Raw genomic sequence first — 23,728 nt, 5'->3', positions numbered from 1 at the left:
AAGAATGATGGAAACAAAAATGCCGATGAAATTTGCATTTCATCGGCATTAATAAAATCTTTAAACGCTTACTCAGACTTGACGAGATTAACTCTATTAGCCAAGGTTCATCATAGCTTCACGACTCTTCACCATATTGGTAAATGTGCGTAAGTCTTGATTCGCTAATTTGCTAGACATAGGGATATCCGCTTTCAACGGGTCAACAGGTTTACCATTGATATGGAATTCATAATGTAAGTGTGGACCCGTTGAACGACCAGTATTACCTGATAAAGCAATCACTTGGCCTCGTGTCACTCGTTGACCTTTACGCACAAGCGCCTTAGATAAATGCAGGTAACGGGTGCGGTACTTACCACCGTGGTCAATCACAATATACTTACCAGCGAACTGGTGATCAGTCACTAAACTAACAACACCATCACCAGGAGCTATCACTTTAGTCCCGATAGGCACTGAAAAGTCGGTTCCGTTATGGGGTGAAATACGGCCAGTAATAGGATGCTTACGATATGGATTAAAACGGGAACTCATGCGAGGTTGTTTAGCTAATGGATAACGCTGGAACGCACGTACTAAACTCTGGCCCTTGGCATCGTAATAACTGCCATCAGTATATTGAAATGCACTAATTTCAGAACGACCAGTTTTAATACTCACGCCTAAAATTTGGCTACTGCCCGTCGCTTCACCTTCAACATATTGATCATTTACCAAAACAGAGAATTTATCGCCAACGCGTAAATCACGGGCGAAATTCAATTTTTCTTTGAGTAAATCTTCAATCCGCTGAATGTCTGCCGCAGCTAAACCCATTTTTTGTGCAGAGACGTAGAATGAGCCTTTAATATCGCCAGATATAATACGATTTTGCCAAACGCCTTCAACGTTGACTTCTTCAACATTAAAACTGCCGTCTTCATAACGTGTAAACACCACTTGGCGAGCGGCGTTAAAATAAAGTTCTAATTTCTGTAATTGGCCTTCGTTATCGAGCCAAAATTGCATTCTGTTACCAGGCAATAAGGTATCAAGTGCCAAAATATTTAAATCAGCTTCTAACACCTTATACATGGTCTGCTGATCAACACCCGCTTTCGAAAATAACCCACTTAAGGTATCACCAGAAACGATAATTCGCTCAAACTGTGGAGCGTTATTAATAAGGGTTGCTTGATCTTGGACTTCAGGTTCAGAAACTTGGGGGAGAATATTTTCAATATCGAGGACAACAGGGATACGCTGAGCAGTTGGCACAACATGACCATTATTCGGCATTAACATAGCAGCGCCAATCAACAAACCACCCATTAATAGAATGTTTTTTTGGGTCGATGATAAGTTCTGCAAACGGGTTTGCGATAAGTTGATAAAGTTGGGTTTGCCTGTCTGCAACGCTTTTCACCTTTCGTTAACTTTGCGTTTTATTTTTGAACCAGTCCCTATGAGGGAAGCCCGAATTTTTTCCAACTTATCCCAAAAATCCCATTATGACAAATGCTATTTCGTACTTTTACCTGACTATTAACAAGAAACATGCGCCAGTTGGCATTTTCAACTCAGTTTGCGCACATTATCGTAATGTTAAACACGCAAGAGTCACAATAAATAACATATACAAAACAGCAGGTTATTTATTGGACTCAGAGAGAACGAGCGACTAAGGCAAAACTATCGTCATTTCGCTCCCATGTGAGGTTTTATTGATGTCGATGCGAGTATTTATCTGCTCTTTCATCTCAGAAACGTGCGAGATCACCCCTATCATGCGGCCCGAAGACTGCAGATCCATCAAGGTTCGAATCGCCAATTCCAATGAATCTTGGTCTAAACTGCCAAAGCCTTCATCGATAAATAAAGTGTCGAGTTTGATCCCCCCAGCATAAGCTTGCACCACATCGGATAGCCCTAACGCCATGGACAAGGCCGCCATAAAACTTTCGCCGCCGCTTAAGGTTGCCACAGGGCGCACTTTTGAGGTGTAGGCATCTTCCACTTCTAACTCGAGCCCAGACGCCTTGTTGCCCTTTGCTCTATCTTCCTTGCGCAGCAAGCGATAACGTCCCTTACTCATCAGATGCAGCCTATGGCTCGCTTCGAGTAACACATCGTCGAGCAGTACGCTTAATACAAAACGCTGCAAACTGATCTTATTGCCTGTTTTCCCATTCGCCACATCGGCAAGCGTGCCGATAACTGCATATTCATCGTCTAACGCCTTAGCTTTCGTATCTGCAATACTCAGCTGGGTTTGAGTTTGGGTCAGTAGTACTGTGCGAGTGTGAAGTAACTGCCATACCTGCTCTGCTGCGTGTAATGCTTGCTGCACCGACTCAAGCTCGGCAGCGAGCTTAATGCTATCGGGTGGTACTTTATCTTTGAGCTTCAGCGCTAACTGCTCGCACTGCGCCTTGGTCAAAGCACTGCGCTGCTGGTAAGCCTCAATCTCGCTGGCTAATGCATGCAGTTGATCTTCATCCAGCATGGCCGCAAATAAGGCCTGTTGGTCGGTAAATCCCGCTGCGACTAATTGCTGATTGAGTTGCTGCTGGGCACGCGTTTGCTGAGCTAATGCCGCCTCAGCGGTATTTTCGGCACCATTCAATGCAGCTTTAGCTGCAACAAAGGTTTGCCCTGTTTGTTGCTGAAGCGCCCTCACGTCAGCAATCTGCTGTTTAATCTGGCTTATCTGTTGCTGGTTTTGCGTGATTGCTGCGGTTAATGCCTCAAGCGTTGCAAGCGCAGGTGGGACGCTTTGCTGCATGTGCGCCAACTGCCCCTGCAATAAATCCACTTTAGATTGCAGCGCACTATCGTGTGTTTGTCCTTGCTCCAGCTTTTGTTGCAGATGCGTTTCCTGCGCGTGCAACAAGACAATTTCTTGCTGTAACTGCTGCAAATCTTGATGAGCTTGCTCAGCTTGCGTGAGTGAGAAAGCATATTGCGACAAGGTATGCGCATGTTCATCTTGAGAAATATCAACCGCTGTGCCCAATTGGGCCGCGAGATCTTGCGCTTGTTGCTGCAAGGTTTCTAACTGTGTCTGTAATCCGCGGTATTCCGCTCTGGCTTTGCTCAGGATATCTTGGGCCGTCGTTTCAGCGTCTTGGGCCAATTGCAGCGCTTCATCACTTGGGAGCGGCTCTTGGCTCTGTGCTGGCTGTGGATGCGTTTGGCTGCCACAGACGGGGCAAGGTTCATCTTGCTGTAATTGCCGCGCTAAAATGGCTGCCTGTCCTTGGTGCCAAGTCAATAATAGGGCTTTATGCGCAACCTGTGCTTGCTGATGCTCAGCATTGAGTTGTTGCCCTTGCGCTTTCGCATTGGCAAGTTTTGCCTGTGTCGACGATACCCTTGCCGCCACTTGTTGCCATTGCTGATAAGTCGACAATAACTGCTGTTGCTGCTGGTGCGCCTGTTGCAATGAGAGGCGAGTGTCGCTATTGGCCTGCAATGGTGGCAAAGCCGATTCCAGTTCACGGCGTTTTTGAGTCACTGCGGTTAACTCATTTTTACTGATCTGAAGCTGTGCTTTAGCCCTAACTAACTGCGCTTGCTCTTGCTCGAGGGTTTTATTGAGTCTATCCAGCTCCCTAAGCTGCGGCCCTAGCGCATTCAGTTGCTGTTTGGCTTGTTCCAGTTCCAGTAGCGACGCTTCCGATACGGGCAAGTCTTGCGCTTTGAGCTCGGCATCATCAAAGGCTTGCTTGGCCTGAGTCAGTGCCATTTGCGTATTGCTAAAGGCGAGATTGGCGGCTTTTGCTTCTTGTTCACGGGCTAAAAACACCTCAACCATAGGCGCTAAACGCTGCGCTTGTTTGGCTAAGTTCAGCTTATGGGTTTGTGCGACTATGCTTTCTTGCTGCGCCTCGAGCGTGGCAGCGGTTTGAGTTAAAATATCAAACTGCGCAAATTCAGCCAGTAGATGCTGAGCGGCATCGCTGGTTTTAATGATTAATTGTTGCTGCTGTAATGCCTGTTCCTTAGCACTTTGAGCGAGCGCAAGTTCAGGTGTGAGCTTGGCTAATTCATTGCTAAGCTCGTCATCGGATGCTAGGCCAGCACTTTGTAAAATACCATCGCGGCGGCTGCGTTGTTCTTTCACTAAGCCGCTAATATCGGCAGCCTTATTTTTTAAGGTATCTTCAATCCGGCGATAAATATGCGTTTGAAATAACTGACTAAATATCTGCTCGCGCGCCTTAGAATCCGCCATTAACAATTCGCGAAACTTACCCTGAGGTAATACCATCACTTGGCGAAACTGCTCCACATCGAGCCCAGTCAAAGCTTCAATCTCAGCGGTGGCCTCGGACACTTTACTGGCAACTAATAAGCTTTCATTGCCATCGGCGTCAATTTTAAAGAGCTGCGCTTCAGGCTTTTGCACTGTCGAGCCGTCACCGCTTTTCTTAACTCTTTCTTGCTCTGGCACCCGGCGAATACGATAGCTGTTACTGCCGAGCTGAAAACTGAAAGTGACTTCTGTTAGTAAACTATCGTCGGCCATATCGCAGCGCATTTGGCTACCTTCACGCTCATTACCTGTGGTTTTGCCATAAAGCGCAAAACAAATGCCATCGAGCAAGGTCGTCTTGCCCGCGCCTGTGGGCCCGTTGATAAGAAATAACGGATTGGTTCCAAGAGCTGTAAAATCAAGTGCCTGAGTCGATGCAAAGGGGCCGAAGGCTGACATTGAAAGGCTAAGGGGTCTCATGCTTGGCGCTCCTCATTGTGCAGCTTAGTCAGGAGGTCATCCATCACGGCTTGCTGTGCCTGCGTCAATGACTCGCCAGACACCTGGGAGAAAAAGTCACAAAACATGTCCATCTCGCCTTTTTTGATATGATCCCGGCTCAAAGCAACTTGCTGCTGCCCCGCCATCAGGCCTGTCCGCTCTAAATGCAGCACATTAGGGTAGACGGCCCTAAGTTTACCCATAGCGTCTAAAATCGCATGTTTATCGAGGAGCCTGACCATAAGGTAATCCTCACGTTTTGCATCCGTTTTACCTTGGGCGAGTAAAGTGTCTAACTCCCCTTCTAAGATGCGAACATCACGCATCGACGTTAACGGCAATAAACGGATATCAATCGGCGTTTGCGTGCCCAGTTCGACTAAGGTCACCGACTTGTGTTGATGTTGTTCACTAAAGGAATACTTCAAAATCGATCCTGAGTAGCGCACATGCTCGGCGCCTTTGTATTGCGGTCCGTGTAAATGTCCAAGGGCGACATAATCAAACTCAGTGAAGAGCTTTGGCGATATTTTATCGGCGCCACCAATACTGAGCGGCCGTTCTGATTCTGATTCGCTGCCACCATCCAAAAAGCAATGGCTTATCACCACCTTGGGTAAGCCTTGGCTATCGTGCTGACGCACTTTTTCCAGCAACACATCCATGGCCATTTCGTGACTCGATGCCTCACACTCAAACACTTGGCGAACTGTTGCAGGTTCAGCGTAAGGCAAGGGATAAAAAACCACATCACCGCTTGTACTCGACAAAGTAATAGGATGAATGTCAGCACTCAAGGGACCAATAATATGTAACCCACTTGCCGCCATTTGTTTTGCCGCAAACCCTAAGCGCTCGTGGCCATCGTGGTTACCGGCAATCATAATCACTTGCAGGCCTAAATCTTGTACTAAGCGGTTGAGCACATCATCTAACAGCGCAACCGCGTTTGCTGGCGGAATCGATCTGTCATAAATATCCCCCGCCACAATCACAGCATCCACCTTATGCTCATCTGCTAATGCAATAATTTGCTCGAGCACAAAGGCTTGGTCATCCAGTAATGATTGATTGTGTAACTGACGACCTATGTGCCAGTCCGAGGTGTGGATAAATTTCATAATCGCTCTTTTAAAGAAGTGGTAGCGCTAAACCCAAGCGCATGTGCCGGCACATCAACGCAAAAAAGGCAGACGAGATAGACACAGCACGCATGCAAATCGGGTTAAATCGTATTAAATAAAGACATAGCGTTTAAATGCACATAGAAAAATGAGAAGCCTAAAAAGTGCATTAAAATTGACAGGTTATACTATTCAAAAACCTTGAAAGAGTACACCTATTGCAAAGTAGGAAGAGGCGTTGCAATCCTCTTTAGAAGATATTCTGAGCGATATCCACCTCAGCTAAACTTATGAGCCAAGGTGAACGTCACTCAGATAAGATAAAAATAAAATAAAATAAAATAAAATAAAATAAAATAACTTAAGCTTACGCGCGAAGATTAACTAATCCGCCGTTTAATGCTGCGCTTATTGATAAAAAAACAATCAATTAGAATAAGTGATATTGCGTTGCGAGGAGTTTAAAGCTCATGGCAAGGGACATAGTCACAACGAGCGGCTTGATGATCTTCGTGCCTTTGGTCACAACCAGACGAGAACCCAAAGTTGCGCCAATCGCTTGTCCTGCGAGCATGACTAACCCTAATAACCAAATCACTTTGCCGCCCAAGGCGAAGAAAATCAGCGAAGCTATGTTGGTTGAGAAATTAAGTAGTTTCGCGTGAGCCGTAGCCTTAGCCAAACCAAAACCTGCTAACGATACAAACGCCAGCGCAAAAAAGCTGCCAGTGCCAGGACCAAAAAAACCATCGTACAATCCCACACCTAACGCGGCAGTGAACGCAAACGCGGTAGGTGTCAGCACTTGATGCTTATCGTCTTCAGAAATCTTTTTCGAAAATAAGAAGTAACAACCAATTGCCAAAATCAAAAATGGCAACATTAATTCCAGCACTTTGGTATCGACGAGTTGAACGAGAATAGTGCCTAATGCCGCGCCGATGAACGCACAGATCAAGGCTAACTTTACGGATTTAAGATCCACGAGTCCTTTACGGACAAAGTACAAGCTGGCAAAAAAACTGCCGCCACAGGCCTGCAGCTTATTTGTGCCTAAGGCAACCGCAGGCGGCAAGCCAGCCCACATGAGTGCAGGTATGGTCAGCAAGCCTCCGCCACCGGCGATTGAGTCTATAAAACCAGCCACCATAGCGACGGCAAAAAGTATCGCTGCGATTTGTAGCGTCAGTTCAAATTCCATAATGATTTATTATTCTTCTGATAAAAAAGGGAGTGATTGCTGGGCATTAGACTGCGTTTGCCAAATAAACGCAAAGGAGTTATTGTCGTCACTGCGTGAGTTAAATTCACACAAAATCTGTAATCCTGTTCTAATTCCGCAACTGTAGGACATCAAATGTTGACCGAACTGCCGCCACTGAATTCCCTCCGTGCTTTTGAAGCGGCTGCACGCTTGCAGAGCATGACATTAGCCAGCAAGGAGCTGCATGTCACCCATGGTGCGGTCAGTAAACAAATCCGAGTATTAGAGGATTATTTGGGTTTTGCGCTTTTTGTGCGCTTACATAAAAAAGTCAGTTTAACCGATGAAGCCAAGCGCTATTTGCCCCATGTCCAAGCCGCGCTGCAAACCCTGTCAAGTGCAACGAGTGACCTACGCCGTCAGCCTTCTAAGCCACAAACCTTAGCCATCAATGTGCTGCCAAGCTTAACCATTAATTGGCTCATCCCGAGAATGGAGCAGTTTAAGTCCCGCCATCCGCACCTTTATGTCGATTTGTCGATTGGTGACTTTGCCGTGGACTTTAGCCAAGGCCGTTATGATATTGCGATTCGCAGCTGTACAGCTATTCCTAAGGGCGCGAATTATATCAAACTGATGGATGAGGATTTGTGTTTGGTTTGCGCGCCTTCGTTAGCGCCAAAACTGCAAAATATCGAAGATATCAATCACGTCACCTTACTGAAACACACTACAAGACCCGAACTGTGGGAATATTGGGCAGAAAAAGTGGGCTTAACACTCACCCAAGCACAAACCTTTGGCGTCGAGCATTTCTACATGCTGAGTCAAGCCGCCGCCAGTGGCATGGGGGCAGCGCTTATTCCGCGATTTTTTATCGAAGAGCAATTGGCAAACGGCAGCTTAGTCATTCCCTTTGACGCCCCTTTCACCAGCCCCTATCGCTACTACCTGCTCACACCCAAATCTCCTAGCCTGCCGTTAAAAGCCCAAGCTTTTATCGACTGGTTGTTAGAAGTGTTTGCGCCTTATCGCCACTAAACAACATTTGGAATGTCACCATTCCAGCAAAGTGCAATAACGCAATGTGAGCAAAATAAGACTATTGAGTACTGAAAACAAGTGCAACAAATGGGCGCAAAAAAACGGCAATAAAAAACCACCAAGAAGGTGGTTTTTTAGACTCAAAGGTCAAAGCAAATCAGGATCAGTGATTGCAATGAGCACCGTGGACATGCTCATGGTCATCATCTTCCATAAACTCGTCATCACCGTCTTGGTGTTGCATTACGCCCCAGCCGTCGGTCATACCACCGAATTCGGCGGCAAAATCATTCAACATGACTTCTTGCTCAACCAAAGTATCGTAATCAGGTACCATATTGAGGCAAACAATGATTTCCCACTTGCCCAGCTCATCATTCAGATTTAGCTCAAGCTCGCCTTGCAAGTCAGAATTTGTGAGTTCTTCTAACGCCGTTTCAGCATCACGTTGGTCATCAAAAACCAAAAAGAAATCAACATCTAACTCTTTTGTTAAATCGATTCCTGCTTCAGCCATTGCGGCCAGCATTTTACCATTGTCATCATCTGGAAATTGCATATCTTGCTCCACTGTTTCAGGCTTATTCTGCCGCAATGATTTGAACTGATTCACCATTAAAGCTGACGATATCGCCCGCAATAATTTTTTTACGTTTACGAGTTTCAACTTCACCATTCACAGTGACTTGACCTTCCTCGATAAAATGCTTGGCTTCGCCGCCGGCATTGCTCATGCCCTGCACTTTTAGTACTTTGTACAATTCAATGAAATCTTCGCCAGAATGCAAAGCTAATTGATTAATTTGCGCCACTTAATACACGCCTTCTAAAAATAAACCTGCGGCATTATACCAGCACCGCACAAAATTCGCTGAAGATAATTTGGCTAGAGACGTCTTTCATCGGCGAGTAAACCGAAGACCGATTCATCGAGCCAGTTTTCACCCATTTTGAATTGCTGCCTGAGTAAGCCTTCAAGCCTGAAGCCGCACTTTTCAAGAACCCGCGCCGATGCATGATTATCTTTGGCGCAATGACCAACAAATTTATGCACATTAAAACTTAAGCAGGCCCAATCAATAACCGCCATTAAGCTCTCAGTCGCATAACCCTTGCCGTGGCCCTCTGCGGCCAGCAAGTAACCCACTTCTGCACGCTGCTCATCAAGGCTTTGGCAATAAAGACCTGTTAATCCGACAAATTGCCCTGTATCAACGGTCTCAATCACTAGGGTGAGCCAATCGCCTGAACCGTAAAACCAAGTATCGGAGCGCTGCTGAAACTTACTGCGGATCACCTCTTGCGACTCTGGCACTCGCACATAGCGATTAATCTCAGGATCGCTGTGCAACGCATAAAAATGTTCCCAGTCGCTATCTTGTAAGCTCCTGAGTTTCAATCTATCGGTGTAGAGTTCCAGCATAGTGACTCCGTGATGAGCAGATAAAACAAAAACGGCAGCAAAAGCTGCCGTAAAATAAGCTGTAAAACTTACGCGCGGCTGGTCACTTCAAGCAAATGAAAACCAAACTGCGTTTTAACTGGACCTTGCACTTCGTTTAATGGCGCGCTGAAGACAACTTCATCAAACTCTCTCACCATCATACCAGGACCGAATGACCCCAATTCGCCGCCTTGGGCACCTGATGGGCAAGAAGAGTGCGCGCGAGCAATTTGAGCGAAATCCGCGCCTTCCAATATTTGCTGTTTCAGCGCTTGACATTGCTCTTCGCTGCTGACTAACAAATGTCTTGCTGTTGCCTGGACCATAGTAAAACTCCTGTGAGGATCATGAGACATTTGCCCCAAATATCATTGAATTTCCATTAAAACATCCGTTTTAACAGGTTTTGAATCAACAGTATAAAAACTTTCTGTTGAATAAAAAAGTCTTAAAATGCCGTCATTCACATCAAAGTCAAATAACGGCATATTACGGGCTAAGCCTGTTTAGACGCTATCCAACGATCGATTTTGTTCTCCATGACCGCCATAGGTAATGAACCTGAGGTGAGGATTTGATCGTGGAACGCTTTTAAATCAAATTTATCACCCAAGGCTTTTTCAGCGCGGGCGCGCAGTGCCAGGATCTTCAGCTGACCGACTTTGTAAGACAAAGCTTGACCAGGGATCGCCATATAGCGCTCCACTTCAGCGACTATGTCACTTTCAGCCATCGGCGAGTTATCTTTCATGTACTGAATCGCTTGTTCACGACTCCAGCCTTTTGAATGAAGACCGGTATCTACCACTAAGCGCATCGCACGCAGCATTTCATCGGAAAGCTTGCCAAAATACTGGTAAGGATCAGTAAACAAGCCCATCTCAATACCTAAGTACTCAGCATAAAGTGCCCAACCTTCCTCGAAAGCCGTATAACCACTGAAACGCTGGAACTCAGGCACACCGGTTAGCTCTTGCTTGATTGCAATTTGGAAATGATGCCCAGGAGCAGCCTCGTGTAAAGATAAGGTCGTCATGCCCCACTTTGGCTGCGCCTTGAGGTTATAAGTGTTGATATAGAACACGCCTGGACGACTGCCATCCACCGCTGGCGATTCGTAAGAAGCACCCGCCGCAGATTGTTCTCTGAAACTTTCAACCGGCTTAACCACGTAATCAGCCTTTGGCATTACATTAAAGTAGTTAGGCAACACTTGATTGATTTTATCTTTCAACACCATATAACCATCAATCAAACCTTGACGGTCGCTGTAGAAATACTGAGATTCGGAAGATAAAGACGCGAAAAATGCTTTCAAATCGCCCTTAAAACCTACCTGCTCACGTACCTTATCCATCTCAGATAAAATTCGCGCCACTTCACTTAAGCCAATTTGATGAATTTCATCCACAGACATAGTGGTGGTCGTATGTGAGTTAGCCAGATGCTGATACCAGGCTTTGCCGTTAGGTAAACCAGACCAACCATCAGTCGCCCGCGATTTGGGTAAATAGGTTTGCTTAAAGTAATCACGCAAGTCCGTTAACGCTGGCACGATACGTTCGGCTATCATGGCTTGATAACGAGCTGTCAATTCCGCTTTATCTTGCTCAGAAAAACTCTCAGGAAAATGCTGAATGGGCGAGTAGAAAATGCTCTGAGTCGCATCAGTCGTTAGCATAGCGTCTAACTGGGGAATAATGCGCTCTACCAACACCCGAGGTAGCACCACTTTACTTTCAATGCCTTGATTCATCCGATTTTCAGCAAGCGCTACCCACTTGATGAAACCATCGACTCTCTGTTCCCAATTACGATAATCTTGAACAGTATTAAAAGGTTGTGCACTCTCGCCACTTCCCAACTGCACCATGGTAATAACAGTACTATAGAACTGGCTTATCGGCATAAAGCGAGATGGGAAAGTTTCGTCCACCAACGCCATATCACGGTCATAGACAAACAGATCATAACTTAACTGTAAATCAGCGGGCAGTTGCTTTGGATCTATCGCGCGCACCTGAGCTAAATAGTGAGTATTAAGATCATGGCGAGCCTTGAGGTAATCTTCGGTTAGATCCCCGCCAAAATCGGCGTTATAGTCATTAACGCCGACAAAGGTGGCGTAGATGGGCTCAAGCTTTAGGTAATCTTTAAAATAAGCATCCACAAGCGCTAAATAACGCTGCTCGGCCGTTTGTGTTTCGCCCTGCTCTGCAACTGCATTAGCTTGGCTGTTTTCTTGAACTGCAGTGGCTTCAGGCTTAGAACAGCCTTGAAGGGTGAAGATTAACGCTATCGAACCTGCCAATAAACCCAATTTCATTTTAATATTTCTCCTTTTTGGCCCGCTATTGCAGAACTGTTTCTATACTTAGTTCAAGGTCTGCTATCGGAGTTAATCTATGATCTACTCGTTCCGCAACTCAGGTTTCAGGGATCCAGAAACTGGAGTCTATAACCAAACCTATTTCATGGAAGTATTCAACCGAGAATGGCATCGTCACATGAGAGAACACCAAAGCTTGGCACTATTGTATCTGTGCCCTCACATTCATGAAACCGTCAAACAACCCCATTTACTCGAATTCTTTACCAAACAAGTGCAGGAAGCACTATTAAGAGCAACAGATATGATTGCTAGGCTTGATCATAATCACTTTGCGCTGGGTTTATTCAACATAGATGAGGTGGGAACTGAGGTAGTGTTAAAGCGAATAGAACAACAAATATCTGACTTTAACCAAGATTTTGGTAAAAATCATAAGCTGACAATCGATTATAAACTTGCTGCCGGTATTTGCTTACCGACGCAAGAAAACAAAATCGAGTCACTCTTCAGTAATGTCAGCCAACTCTCACAAGATCTTGAAAAAAGCCATGATCAATCACAAGCTTTAATCCGCTTACAGTAAGCTTGTGTTGTAATTAGTAGCAAAGAAAAAGCCCCTTTCGGGGCTTTCAAATTCAAACGCTAAACTGCCAAGCGATTACAGTGTGATGTTATGCATACGTGCTTTCTCTTTGATATAAGAGATATAGCTATTTGCACTCTTCTCAGTCTTCTTATCGTTAGCAGCTAATACTGCACGGTTATAAGCTGACTTGTACTGTTTCAAACTTAAATGAGCCAAAGCTAATTCGAAGTTTGCTTCGCCAGGATGATCAATGCCCATGGATATGGCTTTTTCAAGCACAGGGATCGCAGCAGTGTATTGTTCATCCAAGTTTAGTAAGCGACCTTGTTTCAGGTAAGTCTTACCATCCTTGCTTATAGCGGCAGCTTTACCATAATAATCAGCTGCTTGCTTAAACTCTTTAGCATTTTGATAGAAACCAGCCAAAATCTCTAAGGACTTAGCATCCTCAGCAATCAAGCCTGATTTCATGTGTTTCTGATACACTTTAGCAGCTTGATATGGAGCACCTTTCTGTGCCATCAATTGTGCTAAACGGGTAATGTTACCTGCGCTATCTAAGAAACCATTTCTATAAGCTAAATCGTAAGTAGCAAGAGACTTGTCATAGTCTTCAACCATCAAATAAAACTGCGCTAATTGAACCCACAGTCTGCCATCTTCTGGGAATAATGGCACCATGACTTCTAACACGCCAACAGCTTTCTTATACTTCTTCTGGTTGAAGTAAGAAGTTAGCTTCATCTGATATAAGCCTTTATCAGGGGTTTCAGCTAATGAAAGACCTTTATCGGCCACTTCAATCACTTTATCCCACTGTTTTAGCTCTGAATATGCAATACCAATACGACGGTATATTTGAGAGTCAGATTTACAAGTGAATTCCATCCACTTGTAGTAGTAAGGAATCGATTCCTTAAACTTCTTCTCTTGTAACAGCAAATCCGCATAAAGACGCATAGTTGCAGCATGATCTGTGCCACCTAAAATATCAGCTTCAACAGCTTGTTTTAGGTACTTGATCGCAGTATCCATTTTGCCTTTTTCGGCATAAAAGTTACCTAACATGCGTGCAACATAAGCCTTATCGAAGTCGTTCTTAGCATTAGCTTCGAGCAAAATAGCAATGGCTTCATCTAACTGGCCATTAGTATAAGCTTCGAACGACTTTTGAACTTTCTTCGCTGCGCCTTCGCCTACCGCTTTAGATTGACGTTTGTCGATAGGACACTTTTCTTCCGCTACCGCAGAAGAAAGTGTTAATGTCCCGCCACAAACAGAAAGCAATAATAGAGCTGCGATTTTATTAACATTACGCATCGTTATTTGCCTCCCTTATCTAAGGTAAAGTCCAGCTGAACTGTCTGACCAGGTTGCTTCAGTGGCTTGCCATCAACAATCTTTGGCTTGTACTTCCACTTCTTCAGTGCGCGAATCGCTTCTTTATCAAATAAACGCTTTGGCTCAGCTTGAATAACTTCAACGTCATCGATACCACCGAGTTCGTTGATGGTGAAACGAAGTTGTACCCAACCTTCTTTACCATCACGCGCCGCAGCAATTGGATACTGAGGTTCGATACGAACGATAGGCGTAGCATCACCATCGCGAGTCATCATATTGCCTAATTTGAAACCAGTACTTGCACCGCCAGCTTCTACACCGCCCATATTGAACGACATTGATGTATCAATATTACTTGATGAATCAGGTGGCGTTGTATCAGGCTTCTGTGGTTGCTCTGGTGGTGGTGGTGGCTTAGGCACTACCCTTGGCTTATTCTGTGCTTTTGAATCCTGTCTATCCATAGTGATTTCAATTACAGGGGTCTCGGCCGATGTTTCGCCGCGCTGTGCGCCGCCACCGACCAAGAACGCCATAAAAGCGAACAGACCAAAAGTCACAGCAGCACCAATAATGATCGATACTAGTGCTCTTAGCATATTAATCGTTCCCCGCAGATACCGAAATTTTATCTATACCAGCCGCTTTCACTTGGTCTAGAACTTTAACAACTAAGCCGTGCATTGCGTCTTTATCAGCCTGAATCAATACAGCAGCTTCAGGAGCTTCAGCCAGCATACGTTCAACGTTTGCTGTTACACGTTCGATATCAACCTGACGGTTTTCCATCATGATCACGCCCGTTTTGCTGACGCCGATAAAGATGTTCGCCGAAGGCTTTGAAGTCGCTTGTGAAGCTTTTGGTTTGTTATAGTCCAAACCAGATGGTTTCACGAATGACGTTGTTACAATGAAGAAGATTAGCATGATGAACACGATGTCGAGCATCGGTGTCATATCAATTTGCGCTTCCTCATCTATACTGGAATGCTTTTTACGTGCCATGTTCAATCTCTCTCTAGTGGTGCGGCATGCTGTCTTTTAGCTTTTCTAAACTGATCTTCATTTTTGCATCAAGGCGAGTACTGAAGAACACTCCCGATAATGCTGCAACCATACCTGCCATCGTAGGCATAGTCGCCATTGAAATACCAGCCGCCATCAAACGAGCATTACTCGTCCCCTGAACTGCCATCACATCGAACACTGAAATCATACCTGTTACGGTACCTAACAAACCTATCATTGGACAAATCGCCACTAAGGTTTTAATAATCAGCATACGTGCATTCAAATCTTGCTTCGCTTGGGACATCCAAGCTTCACGGATACGGTGTGCATACCAAGAGGTCGTTTCCTCTCTGGCGTCCCATGCAGCTATGATTGCTTTATGTTGCTTTGGTGATATCCAATTAAGATACCAATAACGCTCAAGCATCAAGACCCACATTAAGAACAGAACAGCCGCTACAAGCCAGAGGACGTCGCCTCCGGAGGCCATGAAGCCCCTGACGGAATCCCAAATGTCCATCAGGTATAGCATCATTAGTCAGCCCTCTTCTCAGCATGTGCTGCGATGATACCAGCACTTTGCTCTTCAAGGATCTGAACGATTGACTTGCTACGCGCAACAACAACTGCATGCATTAACATTAACGGTAGTGCAGCAACCAGACCTTGAACTGTAGTGATAAGCGCCATAGAAATACCGCCCGCCATCAGTTTTGGATCGCCAGTACCAAATAATTGGATACTTTGGAAGGTTGCAATCATACCCGTTACTGTACCTAACAGACCCATCATAGGTGCGATAGCGGCCAGTACTTTAATGATTGAAATACGCGCTTCTAATGCTGGAGTTTCTTTCAGAATCGCTTCATCAAGTTTTAACTCTAACGTTTCAACATCAACGTCTTTGTTTTCTTGGTAAACTTTTAAGATACGACCTAAAGCATTGTTACCAGGCTTATCGACGTTCTTACGTTGGCTATTAACACGAGCGCCAATAATAGTCATAGTGACTAGACGTTCGATAGAGATTAATAAACCCAGTGCTAACAGAGCAATAATGATGTAACCGATAGTACCACCAGCTTCTAAACGGTCTTCAAAACTAGCTTTGTTAGTGAAGATGTTTAGCAGTACACCGCGAGCAGGGTCAACATAGAATGATGCAGTACCTGAAGTGATTTTTTCCCAGTCAGCAACCGCGCTAACTTGGTAACCTTCTGGTTGTTGAGATAACTGCTGAATTAAACCTAACTCAGGGTTATAAACAACGTATTTGCCATCGGCTGTTAAGTTGTAAGAACCGATACGGTGAATAGTCGTTGTTTTAACGCTTCCGTCGATACCAGTAACAGAACCTTCGAACTTAACAACTTTGCCAGATTGCGCCATTTCAAACAGCTGCTCTTGCCAGAATTGCTCTAGTTCTTCGATTTTAGGTAATTGCTTACGCGCACCTAAATCAGCGATGAATTTATCACGATTTGGGTATTGAGCACTGATGTTTGAGCTTGCCAGTTTACCCGCGAAATCACCGGCTTCACCTTTAACCACACCAAACATCTCACCCAAGTCACCTTGAGCAGTTTTCAGATCTTCTTCTAACTGAGCAATTTTACGCTCGTTATCTAAGAACGCTTGGTTTAAATCTTTACCACGTTGTTTTTCAGCGGCTAATGCATCTTTTTCACGCTTTAACAGTGCAGCTTTATCACCACGTTCTGCTTGGAATTCTTGCTCGCGTTTGCTGTTGATTTTGCCTTCTGCAGCGCGTTCAACTTTAACTTGCTGCAATAATTGGTCAATCGACTTAGGCGCATCTGCAGCGCTAGCCATACCAGCAGTTAAAGAGAAACTTGCAGCCAACACAGCTGTAGTAATTAACTTCTTCATTATTGTGCAGTCTCCGCAGCAGGAATTGGTAACGCAAATAGATCTAGAGCACCTTGTTTACGGGCAATGCGGATACCTTTAGTCAGTTCACGCAAGTAGCTGTCATCTAACTTGTCCCAACCCTTAGATTCTGGGTTGTACATCCAGCCAGTCTTTTGATCTAAACTCTGTGCATAAAGAGCAACACGACCTAAGTTAAAGAAGTCAACCAACACTTCTTTACCATCTAGGTTTAATTTACCTTGGTTAACAGCAACCGCACTACCATATTCACGCTCGATGCTATAAGCATCAAGAATTAAACGGTATTTTTCGGCTAAGGTAACTTCAGCAGTATTAAGCAGGTTTTTCAGCTCATTAACACGATTAGTACGTACTTCAGAGTTGAAAGGTAAATCTAATTGAACAAACTGTTCTAATGACTCAACCATTTTAAACATTAATGGCACTACGCCTTGGCGAAGTTTATCAACACCATTGATGTCACCTTGCACTGAGTCCATTGTCTTTTGTTGATCAGCGACTAAGCTGGCAACATAATCGTTATATGATTTCAGTGATTCGCGCTCATCTGCGACAGAACCATACTCAAAAAGCATGTCTTGTGCTTGATCGAAATACTTATCAACGTTCTTTTGCGACGCAGCAGCATCAGCATGGATCATACTATCCGCTTTCTGCACGTCGGTAAGAGGATCTGCAACAACTAAGTTGCTGCTCGCTAATGCCAGCACGCCAACAAGTGCAGTAGCGATTTTTGTTCTATTGCTTACCTTGGACATAGTTCCCAACCAATTTGAAGTGAATAAAAAGGTTTAACTTACCAGCAACAAAACGAGAAGCAATTAATGCTCGCCGAAAAAATTACTGTAAGTTCGTCTTTCTCTTGTGGTTCTTAGTTTTTTCTTCCCTTTCCTACGCCCTTAAAGGCATAGACCCGCTGGCATCATTTCACAAAATGTTGACCTGTGTCAACATTTCAGCCGACTAAAAACTAGTGTAAAGAGGCGCTATGAATAAAAAATTTTACGAAAGGTGTTTTTTTAAACAAAATATCACAGGTAAAGTTAATTAAATTGAGTAACCAAAATCTAAAATTAATAATAAGCAATATAAATCAATAGCATAAAAGAACATCTTTCGTTCAATAGTTTTTTGTCAATTAACATCTTTCAACATGAAACGAACTCAAGCAGGTCATCTTTACTTGCGTATTGACTTTGGGATACAGGATTTTGCAGAGGATGTAGAGCACGGATTCATTAATCAAGGCAACCTTCTATGTAGCTGTAACCAAAGATAGCTTATCTAACCTGAACTCTGGATAAGAAAATTTGAACTAATAGCCCTCCAAGTGTTCGGGTCTTTCGACCAAGAGAAACCCCATCACAACGAAGAGCCTATGCATTAATTAGTGGAAGTGTTTCGCAATATCGATGATTTTTTGTGCGGTTTTCATTACTGAATGGGGAAAACGCTATTAACCGATGGTACACGAAAGCGTCAACGCGTTGGCCGTATGACGATGAGCGAAGTGATGACCATCATCATACTTTTAAATGCCTCACCACCGTGATTTCAAGAACTTCTTCATCGGCTATCTGGCTCATTTCTACAAATCTGCTTTTCCTCATTTACTCAGCTATACCCGCTTTCTTGAGGTGATGTCCAAGGCTTTAGTCCCGCTTTGCAGCTACTTTGCCAGCCTCAAGAGTGACCCCACTGGTATCGAATTTGTTGACTCAACTAGCATCAAAGTGTGTCATAACCTGCGTATTCATCGCCATAAAACCTTGGCGGGACTGGCGTCCAGAGGTAAAGGTACTATGGGGTGGTTCTATGGCTTTAAGCTGCATTTGATTGTGAATCATCAAGGTGGAATAGTGGCGGCCAAAGTGACCCCTGCGAATGTACATGACACAAAACCGGTGAATGAGATGGTACACAGTGACATGAATAAACTCTATGCAGATAAAGGGTATATCAGTAAAGCACTGTCCAGTGAATTGCTGGAGAAAGGCGTCACACTGGTGACAAACTTGCGTAAAAATATGAAAGCAAAAGCGATGTCGTTGTGGGATAGAGCGATGCTGTCGAGACGTTTCATCATAGAGACCATTAACGACCAGTTAAAAAACATCTCTCAAATAGAGCACTCAAGACACCGCAGCGTGCATGGTTTTATGCTGAATATGATTGCGGGACTCATCGCCTATCAATTGAAAGATAATAAGCCACAACTGAACCTCACTAAAGCGGAGTTTAATGCTATTGCAGTTATGACTCGTTAAACCGCTCTCAGGTTAATTAGCGAGTTTTGCACTTCGGAGTTTTCGGCGTTTTTCAAGACAGTTGTCGCCTAAATTGTTAAGCCGCTTCTTTATGTTGCTCTGGATTTAACGCCACAGCGCCTATTGGTTGCCAGTTTCGCTCTTCTTTTTACCATCGCTCTGAATGTTCCTTTCTTTTTGTCTGATACAACGCTTTTCGCTTCGCCAGTATTCCAACATCCAGACCATCATGCCTTTGGTTTGGTGTCACAAACTTAATCCTGCTATGACGATGCTCGTTGTTGTACCAATAAACAAATTCATTGACCCATTTACGCGCTTCATCTAATGATTTGAAGCCTTCACTAGGCCAGCGTGGATGATACTTTACCGTTCTAAATAGCGATTCTGAGTACGGATTATCATTGCTCACCCTTGGACGGCTTCGTGAGGTCACAACGCCTAAATCGTACATCTTAGCTCGCATCGTCAAGCTCTTCATGGGCGCGCCATTATCTGAGTGCAACACAACGTCTTTCTTTAAGCATTTCTCTGACCAGACGGTACGCTCTAGTAATGCTGCAGCTTGCTCACCTGTTTCGTGGTAATGAACTTCCCAACCGACGATTTTTCGACTGTAAATATCTTCTATCATGTACAGATAATAGTGCTTTCCTATCACCGTCGTAGGCAGGTAACTAATACCCCAACTCCACACTTCGTTCGCTTTTTTAGCCGTATAACTGGTTGGCTTTTTATGGACATTTCTTGGCTTAGCTTTGCCTCGGTGATGCAGCATGTTTTCAGCATGCAAGACACGGTAAAAACTCGACTCAGAAGCGATATACTCACCTCTGTCGGCAAGTATAGGGACAATTTGGCTTGGCGGTAATGAGGCAAACTCTTCACTGTTACACACATCAATCACAGTCTGTCTTTCAGCTTGACTGAGTTTATTCCCAGGCGCTGGCCTTGTTGCGCTGGGCCTTTTATCTGCGCTAATGTCACCATCGACTCGCCAACGCTGTAAGGTTCTTGTTGATAATCCAATCACCTCACAGGCCTTATCTTGTCTCGCACCTGATGCGATTGCAGTGTAGACCCACTGGGCGTGATTTTGCCTATCAGTCAGCGAAATCAGTCTTCCTCTTTTTCTTTCCAATAGGCATCGAACTTTTTTCCGAGGACGAGTAAAGCTGCCGCTTCTGCTAACGCTTTATCCTTTCTACGTAACTCTCGTTCGAGCTCGTTAATGCGTTTTTTATCAGTCTTCTGCTCAGGTGTTATCTTGGCTTTTCTCGTCAGTGTCGTGCTTGGATTACCGGCAATACAAGCTTGCTTCCATGTGTTAACTTGCTCAGGCTATAACCCCTTAGCTCGGCAATATTCACCTAACTCAACTGCCGTCAGAGAGGCGGTTTCTAATACCACTGAAAACTTTTCTTCACTTGACCACTTATCCGATGAACTGACTTTTGACAAGTTTAACCTTGAGGTATTAAATTGCTTTTGCCAACTATACAGGGTTGAGAGCTTAATGCCTTCTTGCGCTGCAAACTGACGAACCGACAAGTCACTTTGACTAAGCTTGGTTAATATCGCTTCTTTAAATTGACCAGAATGCCTTTGATAATTCACTTGCTTTAACCTACCGCTCCCTGTTTATTTGTCAATTAATTGAGGCGACAACTATCCTGACACAGGGTTTTACTATCCTAATTTGTGCGTCTAAAAAATTATTGAAATTTTAAGTGTTGAAAAAATACCAGAACTTTATTTACTTACGCTCGGATTGATTTTATTGCAACTGGAATGTAATTAAATTGATAAAAAATAAGCCCTAAAAATTAGGGCTTATTAAAGAACTCAAAATTTGAACTTCGAACTGATATTAGAACGAATGGCTCAATGATAAGTACATGTAACGACCCATATTGTCATACAGAGCTTGATCATAGAAAGGCCAACCGCCACCAGCTTCTTCTGAGTACACCGGTGCTTCGTCAAACACGTTACGTAAACCAACTGTTAACTTTGTTCCAGTTGGCAAGAAGTAGAAAGCTTGAAGATCGATCTGAGTATAAGAGTCAGCAGTTACAATTGTGCTTGGATCTTGAGAATTACAAGTTCCTGTTAGCTTACCAGCTGGGTTATCTGTAGTTTCACCTATATATCTAGCATTCGCACTTACACCGTAATCGCTGGTTTCCCAACTAGCGCGCAGGTTTTGACGCCATTCTGGTTCACTAGTCGTTCCTGCATCATCACAAAGAGGTTGAGTGGCAGAAGACTGACGCAAATGCTCAATTAAATAAGAACTTTTCAGACCTAGGCTCATAGTACCGCCAGCTAAGTCAAAATTATAACCAATATCGAAGTCAATACCGCGACCTTTTTCAGAGCTTAGGTTCTGTAAGTTGGTTGCAACATATGCATCAGGATGGTACAAATTTCCACCTACACGATGCACTAACTGTGGGTATTTGTCTTCGTTGTTAATGATTTCTTGAACACCAAGTGAGCCGATTTTTCCATCAACTTCAATATTCCAGTAATCTGTCGTAATACTTAACCCTTCAATAGCTTCCCAAGAGAAACCAAAGTTGTAAGAAGTCGACTCCTCAGGTTTTAAATCTTTATTACCACCGCTTTTAGATTGAAGTTCACGTTTACTACAGCCATTTACTGGATCTGCTTGACAAGCCTTAGTATCAATAGCACTTGTCACACCAAAGCTCTCGCCTAAGAAAAGTTGACCTAAAGCTGGGGCTTTGAAGCCTGTTGCGTGAGATGCTCGAAGCAGCAAGCTATCCACTGGGCGCCATGATGCGGCCAACTTGTAGGTTGTTTTACTGCCGAGATCAGAAACAGAAGTTGTGATATCGTCATAACGTAGAGCACCTGAAAGCTCTAACGATTCAATTGGAGTAAACGCAAGTTCTGCATATGCAGCTTTCATTTCGCGGTCACCGATACCATAAGATGCAGCACCACCAGCAACATCAGCCGTAATTTGAGCTATATCAGTATAATCGTAATAGGTTTCTTTACGGGTTTCATAACCTACTGCATAACCTAAGCCTTCCATCACTTCGAAGTCACCATTCATACCAATGTTGGCAATCTCTTCGGTTAATGCCGCCTGACGATGAGTCGGGATTGAAATCCAATATTTTTTGCCATTCGCTGCAGTATGTGGTTCTGTAGTCCATAGTTCAGCAGGGTTCAATTCTGTTAGCTTAATTAGACCAGCAGCAACCGCATCTGAAAGACCTTTCTTTGAAATTTGGCCATTAAGCCCCATTTGATTCTGATTCACCCAGCTTTTTGCGTAATAACCAGAAACCGTATGGCTGTCATTTAAACGATAATCTAATCCAAAAGCTAAGTTTGTTGCTGTGTTAACGCCATCACGTGAGCGTGGTCCAGCGTCAACTGTTCGACGATAGATAAGCATATCTCGGCCGAAAGTATTTTCTGGTGATGATGCTGGCACTTCGAATAAACCAGGCGCCGCACCGTTGCGCACTTCTGTTTTAGCGCGAGAGTAACGAGCTTCAAAGAAACCGCTTAAATTATCTGAAAACTCTTGATGATGAGATGCAAATAAGTTGAAACGTTCTGATTTAGGAACCGCTTGATATAATGGCGCAACATCATATGCACACTCGAAGCCTGCATCAGTTACTGTAGTTGGACGTTTACTCGATTCAGGACAATCAGCTACAGGATAAGCAGTAGAAAAATCTTCTTCTAACCACGTACCTGGGAAGCCTGCAGGAGAGCGGCCATCAGCGCCAGTTGGGCTAACAGCTGAATTAATCAAAGGACGATTTACAGCTTCCACAACTTCTTGCTTGAAATAGTCAAAAGCAACTAAAGTACTGTGTTTTTCACCTGCACTGCCAGCAACTAACTCATAAGAGGTGCGCTCGCCATCACTGTGTTCAAGGTTTTGTCCATACTGAGCTTTAACCGACAAACCATCAAAATCTTTCTTAGTGATAATGTTAATAACACCAGAAATCGCATCTGCACCGTAAATAGCCGATGCACCATCAGCCAAAAATTCAATACGCTCAACTGCAGCCATTGGAATGTTATTTAAGTCAGTTGCGGCTGAACCTCCCACAGGAGACCCTGGCAAACGGCGACCATTTAGTAAAAATACGGTATAGTCATCACCAAAACCACGAGCATCGAAGTTTGCAGTTCCTGCACCTTGAGCTAGAGTCGCATTTTCTGAGGTTAAGCCAGGGCCTGCGAAATTTGATTGAAATAAGAAGTCTGCAACAGTTTGTGTTCCGGTAGCCTCTATAAACGCTTTGTCAAAAACTTGAACTGGACTTGGACCTTCCATATCAACACGTTTAATACGTGAACCTGTAACTTCAATACGTTCAACTTTGTTTGCACCATCTTCTTCAGCTGCAAATACAGCTGAAGAACTAAGTGCTGCAACTGTGGCACCGCCAATCAGTGCTAAGCGCACAGATTTAGCTAATAAGCTATTCGTAAGCATTGTCTATCTCCCTGGATATATAATTTTTTTCTTAATTTCTTTAAAGCCGTGTGGACAAGAAAGTTATCTCTATCTGTGATTCGAAAACTATTTAGTTTCCTAAATCTCCATCTGAGATCTAGGAACAATATAAACTCCTAGATCACTCTTCCACCGCAATACAACCATATTGCAAACAGTTAATCAACATTTTAAACAAAAATTATAACATATATT

The 23,728-nt window shown here is 44.1% G+C and carries 18 protein-coding genes and 2 pseudogenes; 3 read left to right on the top strand and 17 right to left on the bottom strand.

The window, feature by feature from the left end; genetic code table 11:
- Nucleotides 1-96: 96 nt before the first annotated feature.
- The 4 genes from FW758_RS05205 to FW758_RS05190 form a co-directional block, all read right to left on the bottom strand.
- Nucleotides 97-1,398 (bottom strand): peptidoglycan DD-metalloendopeptidase family protein, encoded by a 1,302-nt coding sequence (locus FW758_RS05205; protein ID WP_006081171.1) that lies wholly within the window; start codon nucleotides 1,396-1,398, stop codon nucleotides 97-99.
- A gap of 265 nt (nucleotides 1,399-1,663) precedes the next feature.
- Nucleotides 1,664-4,720 (bottom strand): AAA family ATPase, encoded by a 3,057-nt coding sequence (locus FW758_RS05200; protein ID WP_446444820.1) that lies wholly within the window; start codon nucleotides 4,718-4,720, stop codon nucleotides 1,664-1,666.
- Nucleotides 4,717-5,862, bottom strand: a complete 1,146-nt coding sequence (locus tag FW758_RS05195; protein ID WP_446444819.1) for an exonuclease SbcCD subunit D — start codon at nucleotides 5,860-5,862, stop codon at nucleotides 4,717-4,719. Before FW758_RS05195 ends, FW758_RS05200 begins: the two co-directional genes overlap by 4 nt.
- Nucleotides 5,863-6,295: 433 nt before the next feature.
- Entirely contained in the window at nucleotides 6,296-7,066 is a 771-nt protein-coding gene (locus tag FW758_RS05190; protein ID WP_259513322.1) for a TSUP family transporter, read from the bottom strand.
- Nucleotides 7,067-7,222: 156 nt separating this feature from the next.
- Between FW758_RS05190 and FW758_RS05185 the strand changes: the two genes are divergently transcribed.
- Nucleotides 7,223-8,110, top strand: a complete 888-nt coding sequence (locus tag FW758_RS05185; protein WP_012088834.1) for a LysR family transcriptional regulator — start codon at nucleotides 7,223-7,225, stop codon at nucleotides 8,108-8,110.
- Nucleotides 8,111-8,276: 166 nt separating this feature from the next.
- On the opposite strand, the gene FW758_RS05180 is transcribed toward FW758_RS05185, so the two are convergent.
- The 5 genes from FW758_RS05180 to FW758_RS05160 all read right to left on the bottom strand — a co-directional run bounded on the left by FW758_RS05180 (nucleotide 8,277) and on the right by FW758_RS05160 (nucleotide 11,883).
- Nucleotides 8,277-8,672 (bottom strand): ribonuclease E inhibitor RraB, encoded by a 396-nt coding sequence (locus tag FW758_RS05180; RefSeq protein ID WP_011846490.1) that lies wholly within the window; start codon nucleotides 8,670-8,672, stop codon nucleotides 8,277-8,279.
- 22 nt (nucleotides 8,673-8,694) lie between these two features.
- Nucleotides 8,695-8,925 (bottom strand): RNA-binding S4 domain-containing protein, encoded by a 231-nt coding sequence (locus tag FW758_RS05175; protein ID WP_006081165.1) that lies wholly within the window; start codon nucleotides 8,923-8,925, stop codon nucleotides 8,695-8,697.
- A gap of 74 nt (nucleotides 8,926-8,999) precedes the next feature.
- Nucleotides 9,000-9,536 (bottom strand): GNAT family N-acetyltransferase, encoded by a 537-nt coding sequence (locus tag FW758_RS05170; protein WP_006081164.1) that lies wholly within the window; start codon nucleotides 9,534-9,536, stop codon nucleotides 9,000-9,002.
- Between the two features lie 68 nt (nucleotides 9,537-9,604).
- Complete coding sequence (locus FW758_RS05165; protein ID WP_006081163.1) at nucleotides 9,605-9,883, bottom strand: peptidylprolyl isomerase; 279 nt, start codon at nucleotides 9,881-9,883, stop codon at nucleotides 9,605-9,607.
- Between the two features lie 170 nt (nucleotides 9,884-10,053).
- A complete protein-coding gene (locus tag FW758_RS05160) occupies nucleotides 10,054-11,883 on the bottom strand; it encodes a DUF885 domain-containing protein (protein WP_413489548.1) in 1,830 nt (609 codons plus the stop codon).
- A 79-nt stretch (nucleotides 11,884-11,962) separates the two neighbouring features.
- On the opposite strand from FW758_RS05160, the gene FW758_RS05155 reads away from it, so the two are divergent.
- On the top strand, nucleotides 11,963-12,472 hold the full coding sequence (locus FW758_RS05155; RefSeq protein WP_259521925.1) for a diguanylate cyclase domain-containing protein: 510 nt from the start codon (nucleotides 11,963-11,965) through the stop codon (nucleotides 12,470-12,472).
- A gap of 75 nt (nucleotides 12,473-12,547) precedes the next feature.
- On the opposite strand, the gene FW758_RS05150 is transcribed toward FW758_RS05155, so the two are convergent.
- The 6 genes from FW758_RS05150 to FW758_RS05125 are packed head-to-tail and all read right to left on the bottom strand — an operon-like array spanning nucleotide 12,548 to nucleotide 17,502.
- On the bottom strand, nucleotides 12,548-13,795 hold the full coding sequence (locus tag FW758_RS05150) for a tetratricopeptide repeat protein (protein ID WP_446444818.1): 1,248 nt from the start codon (nucleotides 13,793-13,795) through the stop codon (nucleotides 12,548-12,550).
- A 2-nt stretch (nucleotides 13,796-13,797) separates the two neighbouring features.
- On the bottom strand, nucleotides 13,798-14,418 hold the full coding sequence (locus FW758_RS05145; RefSeq protein ID WP_012088830.1) for an energy transducer TonB: 621 nt from the start codon (nucleotides 14,416-14,418) through the stop codon (nucleotides 13,798-13,800).
- A gap of 1 nt (nucleotide 14,419) precedes the next feature.
- The gene (locus FW758_RS05140) at nucleotides 14,420-14,824 is read right to left on the bottom strand and encodes an ExbD/TolR family protein (protein WP_006081158.1); all 405 of its coding nucleotides are present in this window, start codon (nucleotides 14,822-14,824) and stop codon (nucleotides 14,420-14,422) included.
- A gap of 13 nt (nucleotides 14,825-14,837) precedes the next feature.
- On the bottom strand, nucleotides 14,838-15,365 hold the full coding sequence (locus FW758_RS05135; RefSeq protein WP_006081157.1) for a MotA/TolQ/ExbB proton channel family protein: 528 nt from the start codon (nucleotides 15,363-15,365) through the stop codon (nucleotides 14,838-14,840).
- A complete protein-coding gene (locus FW758_RS05130) occupies nucleotides 15,365-16,720 on the bottom strand; it encodes a MotA/TolQ/ExbB proton channel family protein (protein WP_446444817.1) in 1,356 nt (451 codons plus the stop codon). Before FW758_RS05130 ends, FW758_RS05135 begins: the two co-directional genes overlap by 1 nt.
- Nucleotides 16,720-17,502 (bottom strand): DUF3450 domain-containing protein, encoded by a 783-nt coding sequence (locus FW758_RS05125; protein ID WP_012088828.1) that lies wholly within the window; start codon nucleotides 17,500-17,502, stop codon nucleotides 16,720-16,722. The genes FW758_RS05130 and FW758_RS05125 overlap by 1 nt, the downstream gene beginning before the upstream one ends.
- 632 nt (nucleotides 17,503-18,134) lie before the next feature.
- On the opposite strand from FW758_RS05125, the pseudogene FW758_RS05120 reads away from it, so the two are divergent.
- A pseudogene (locus FW758_RS05120) lies at nucleotides 18,135-19,011 on the top strand (IS982 family transposase).
- Between the two features lie 76 nt (nucleotides 19,012-19,087).
- Here the strand turns inward: FW758_RS05120 and FW758_RS05115 are convergent.
- Nucleotides 19,088-20,628 (bottom strand): annotated as a pseudogene (locus tag FW758_RS05115) (IS3 family transposase).
- Between the two features lie 253 nt (nucleotides 20,629-20,881).
- Complete coding sequence (locus tag FW758_RS05110; protein ID WP_446444816.1) at nucleotides 20,882-23,512, bottom strand: TonB-dependent receptor plug domain-containing protein; 2,631 nt, start codon at nucleotides 23,510-23,512, stop codon at nucleotides 20,882-20,884.
- Nucleotides 23,513-23,728 lie beyond the last annotated feature (216 nt).

Source organism: Shewanella sp. 1180_01 (genome assembly GCF_052850535.1).
This window is presented reverse-complemented; position numbering and strand designations above follow the sequence as displayed.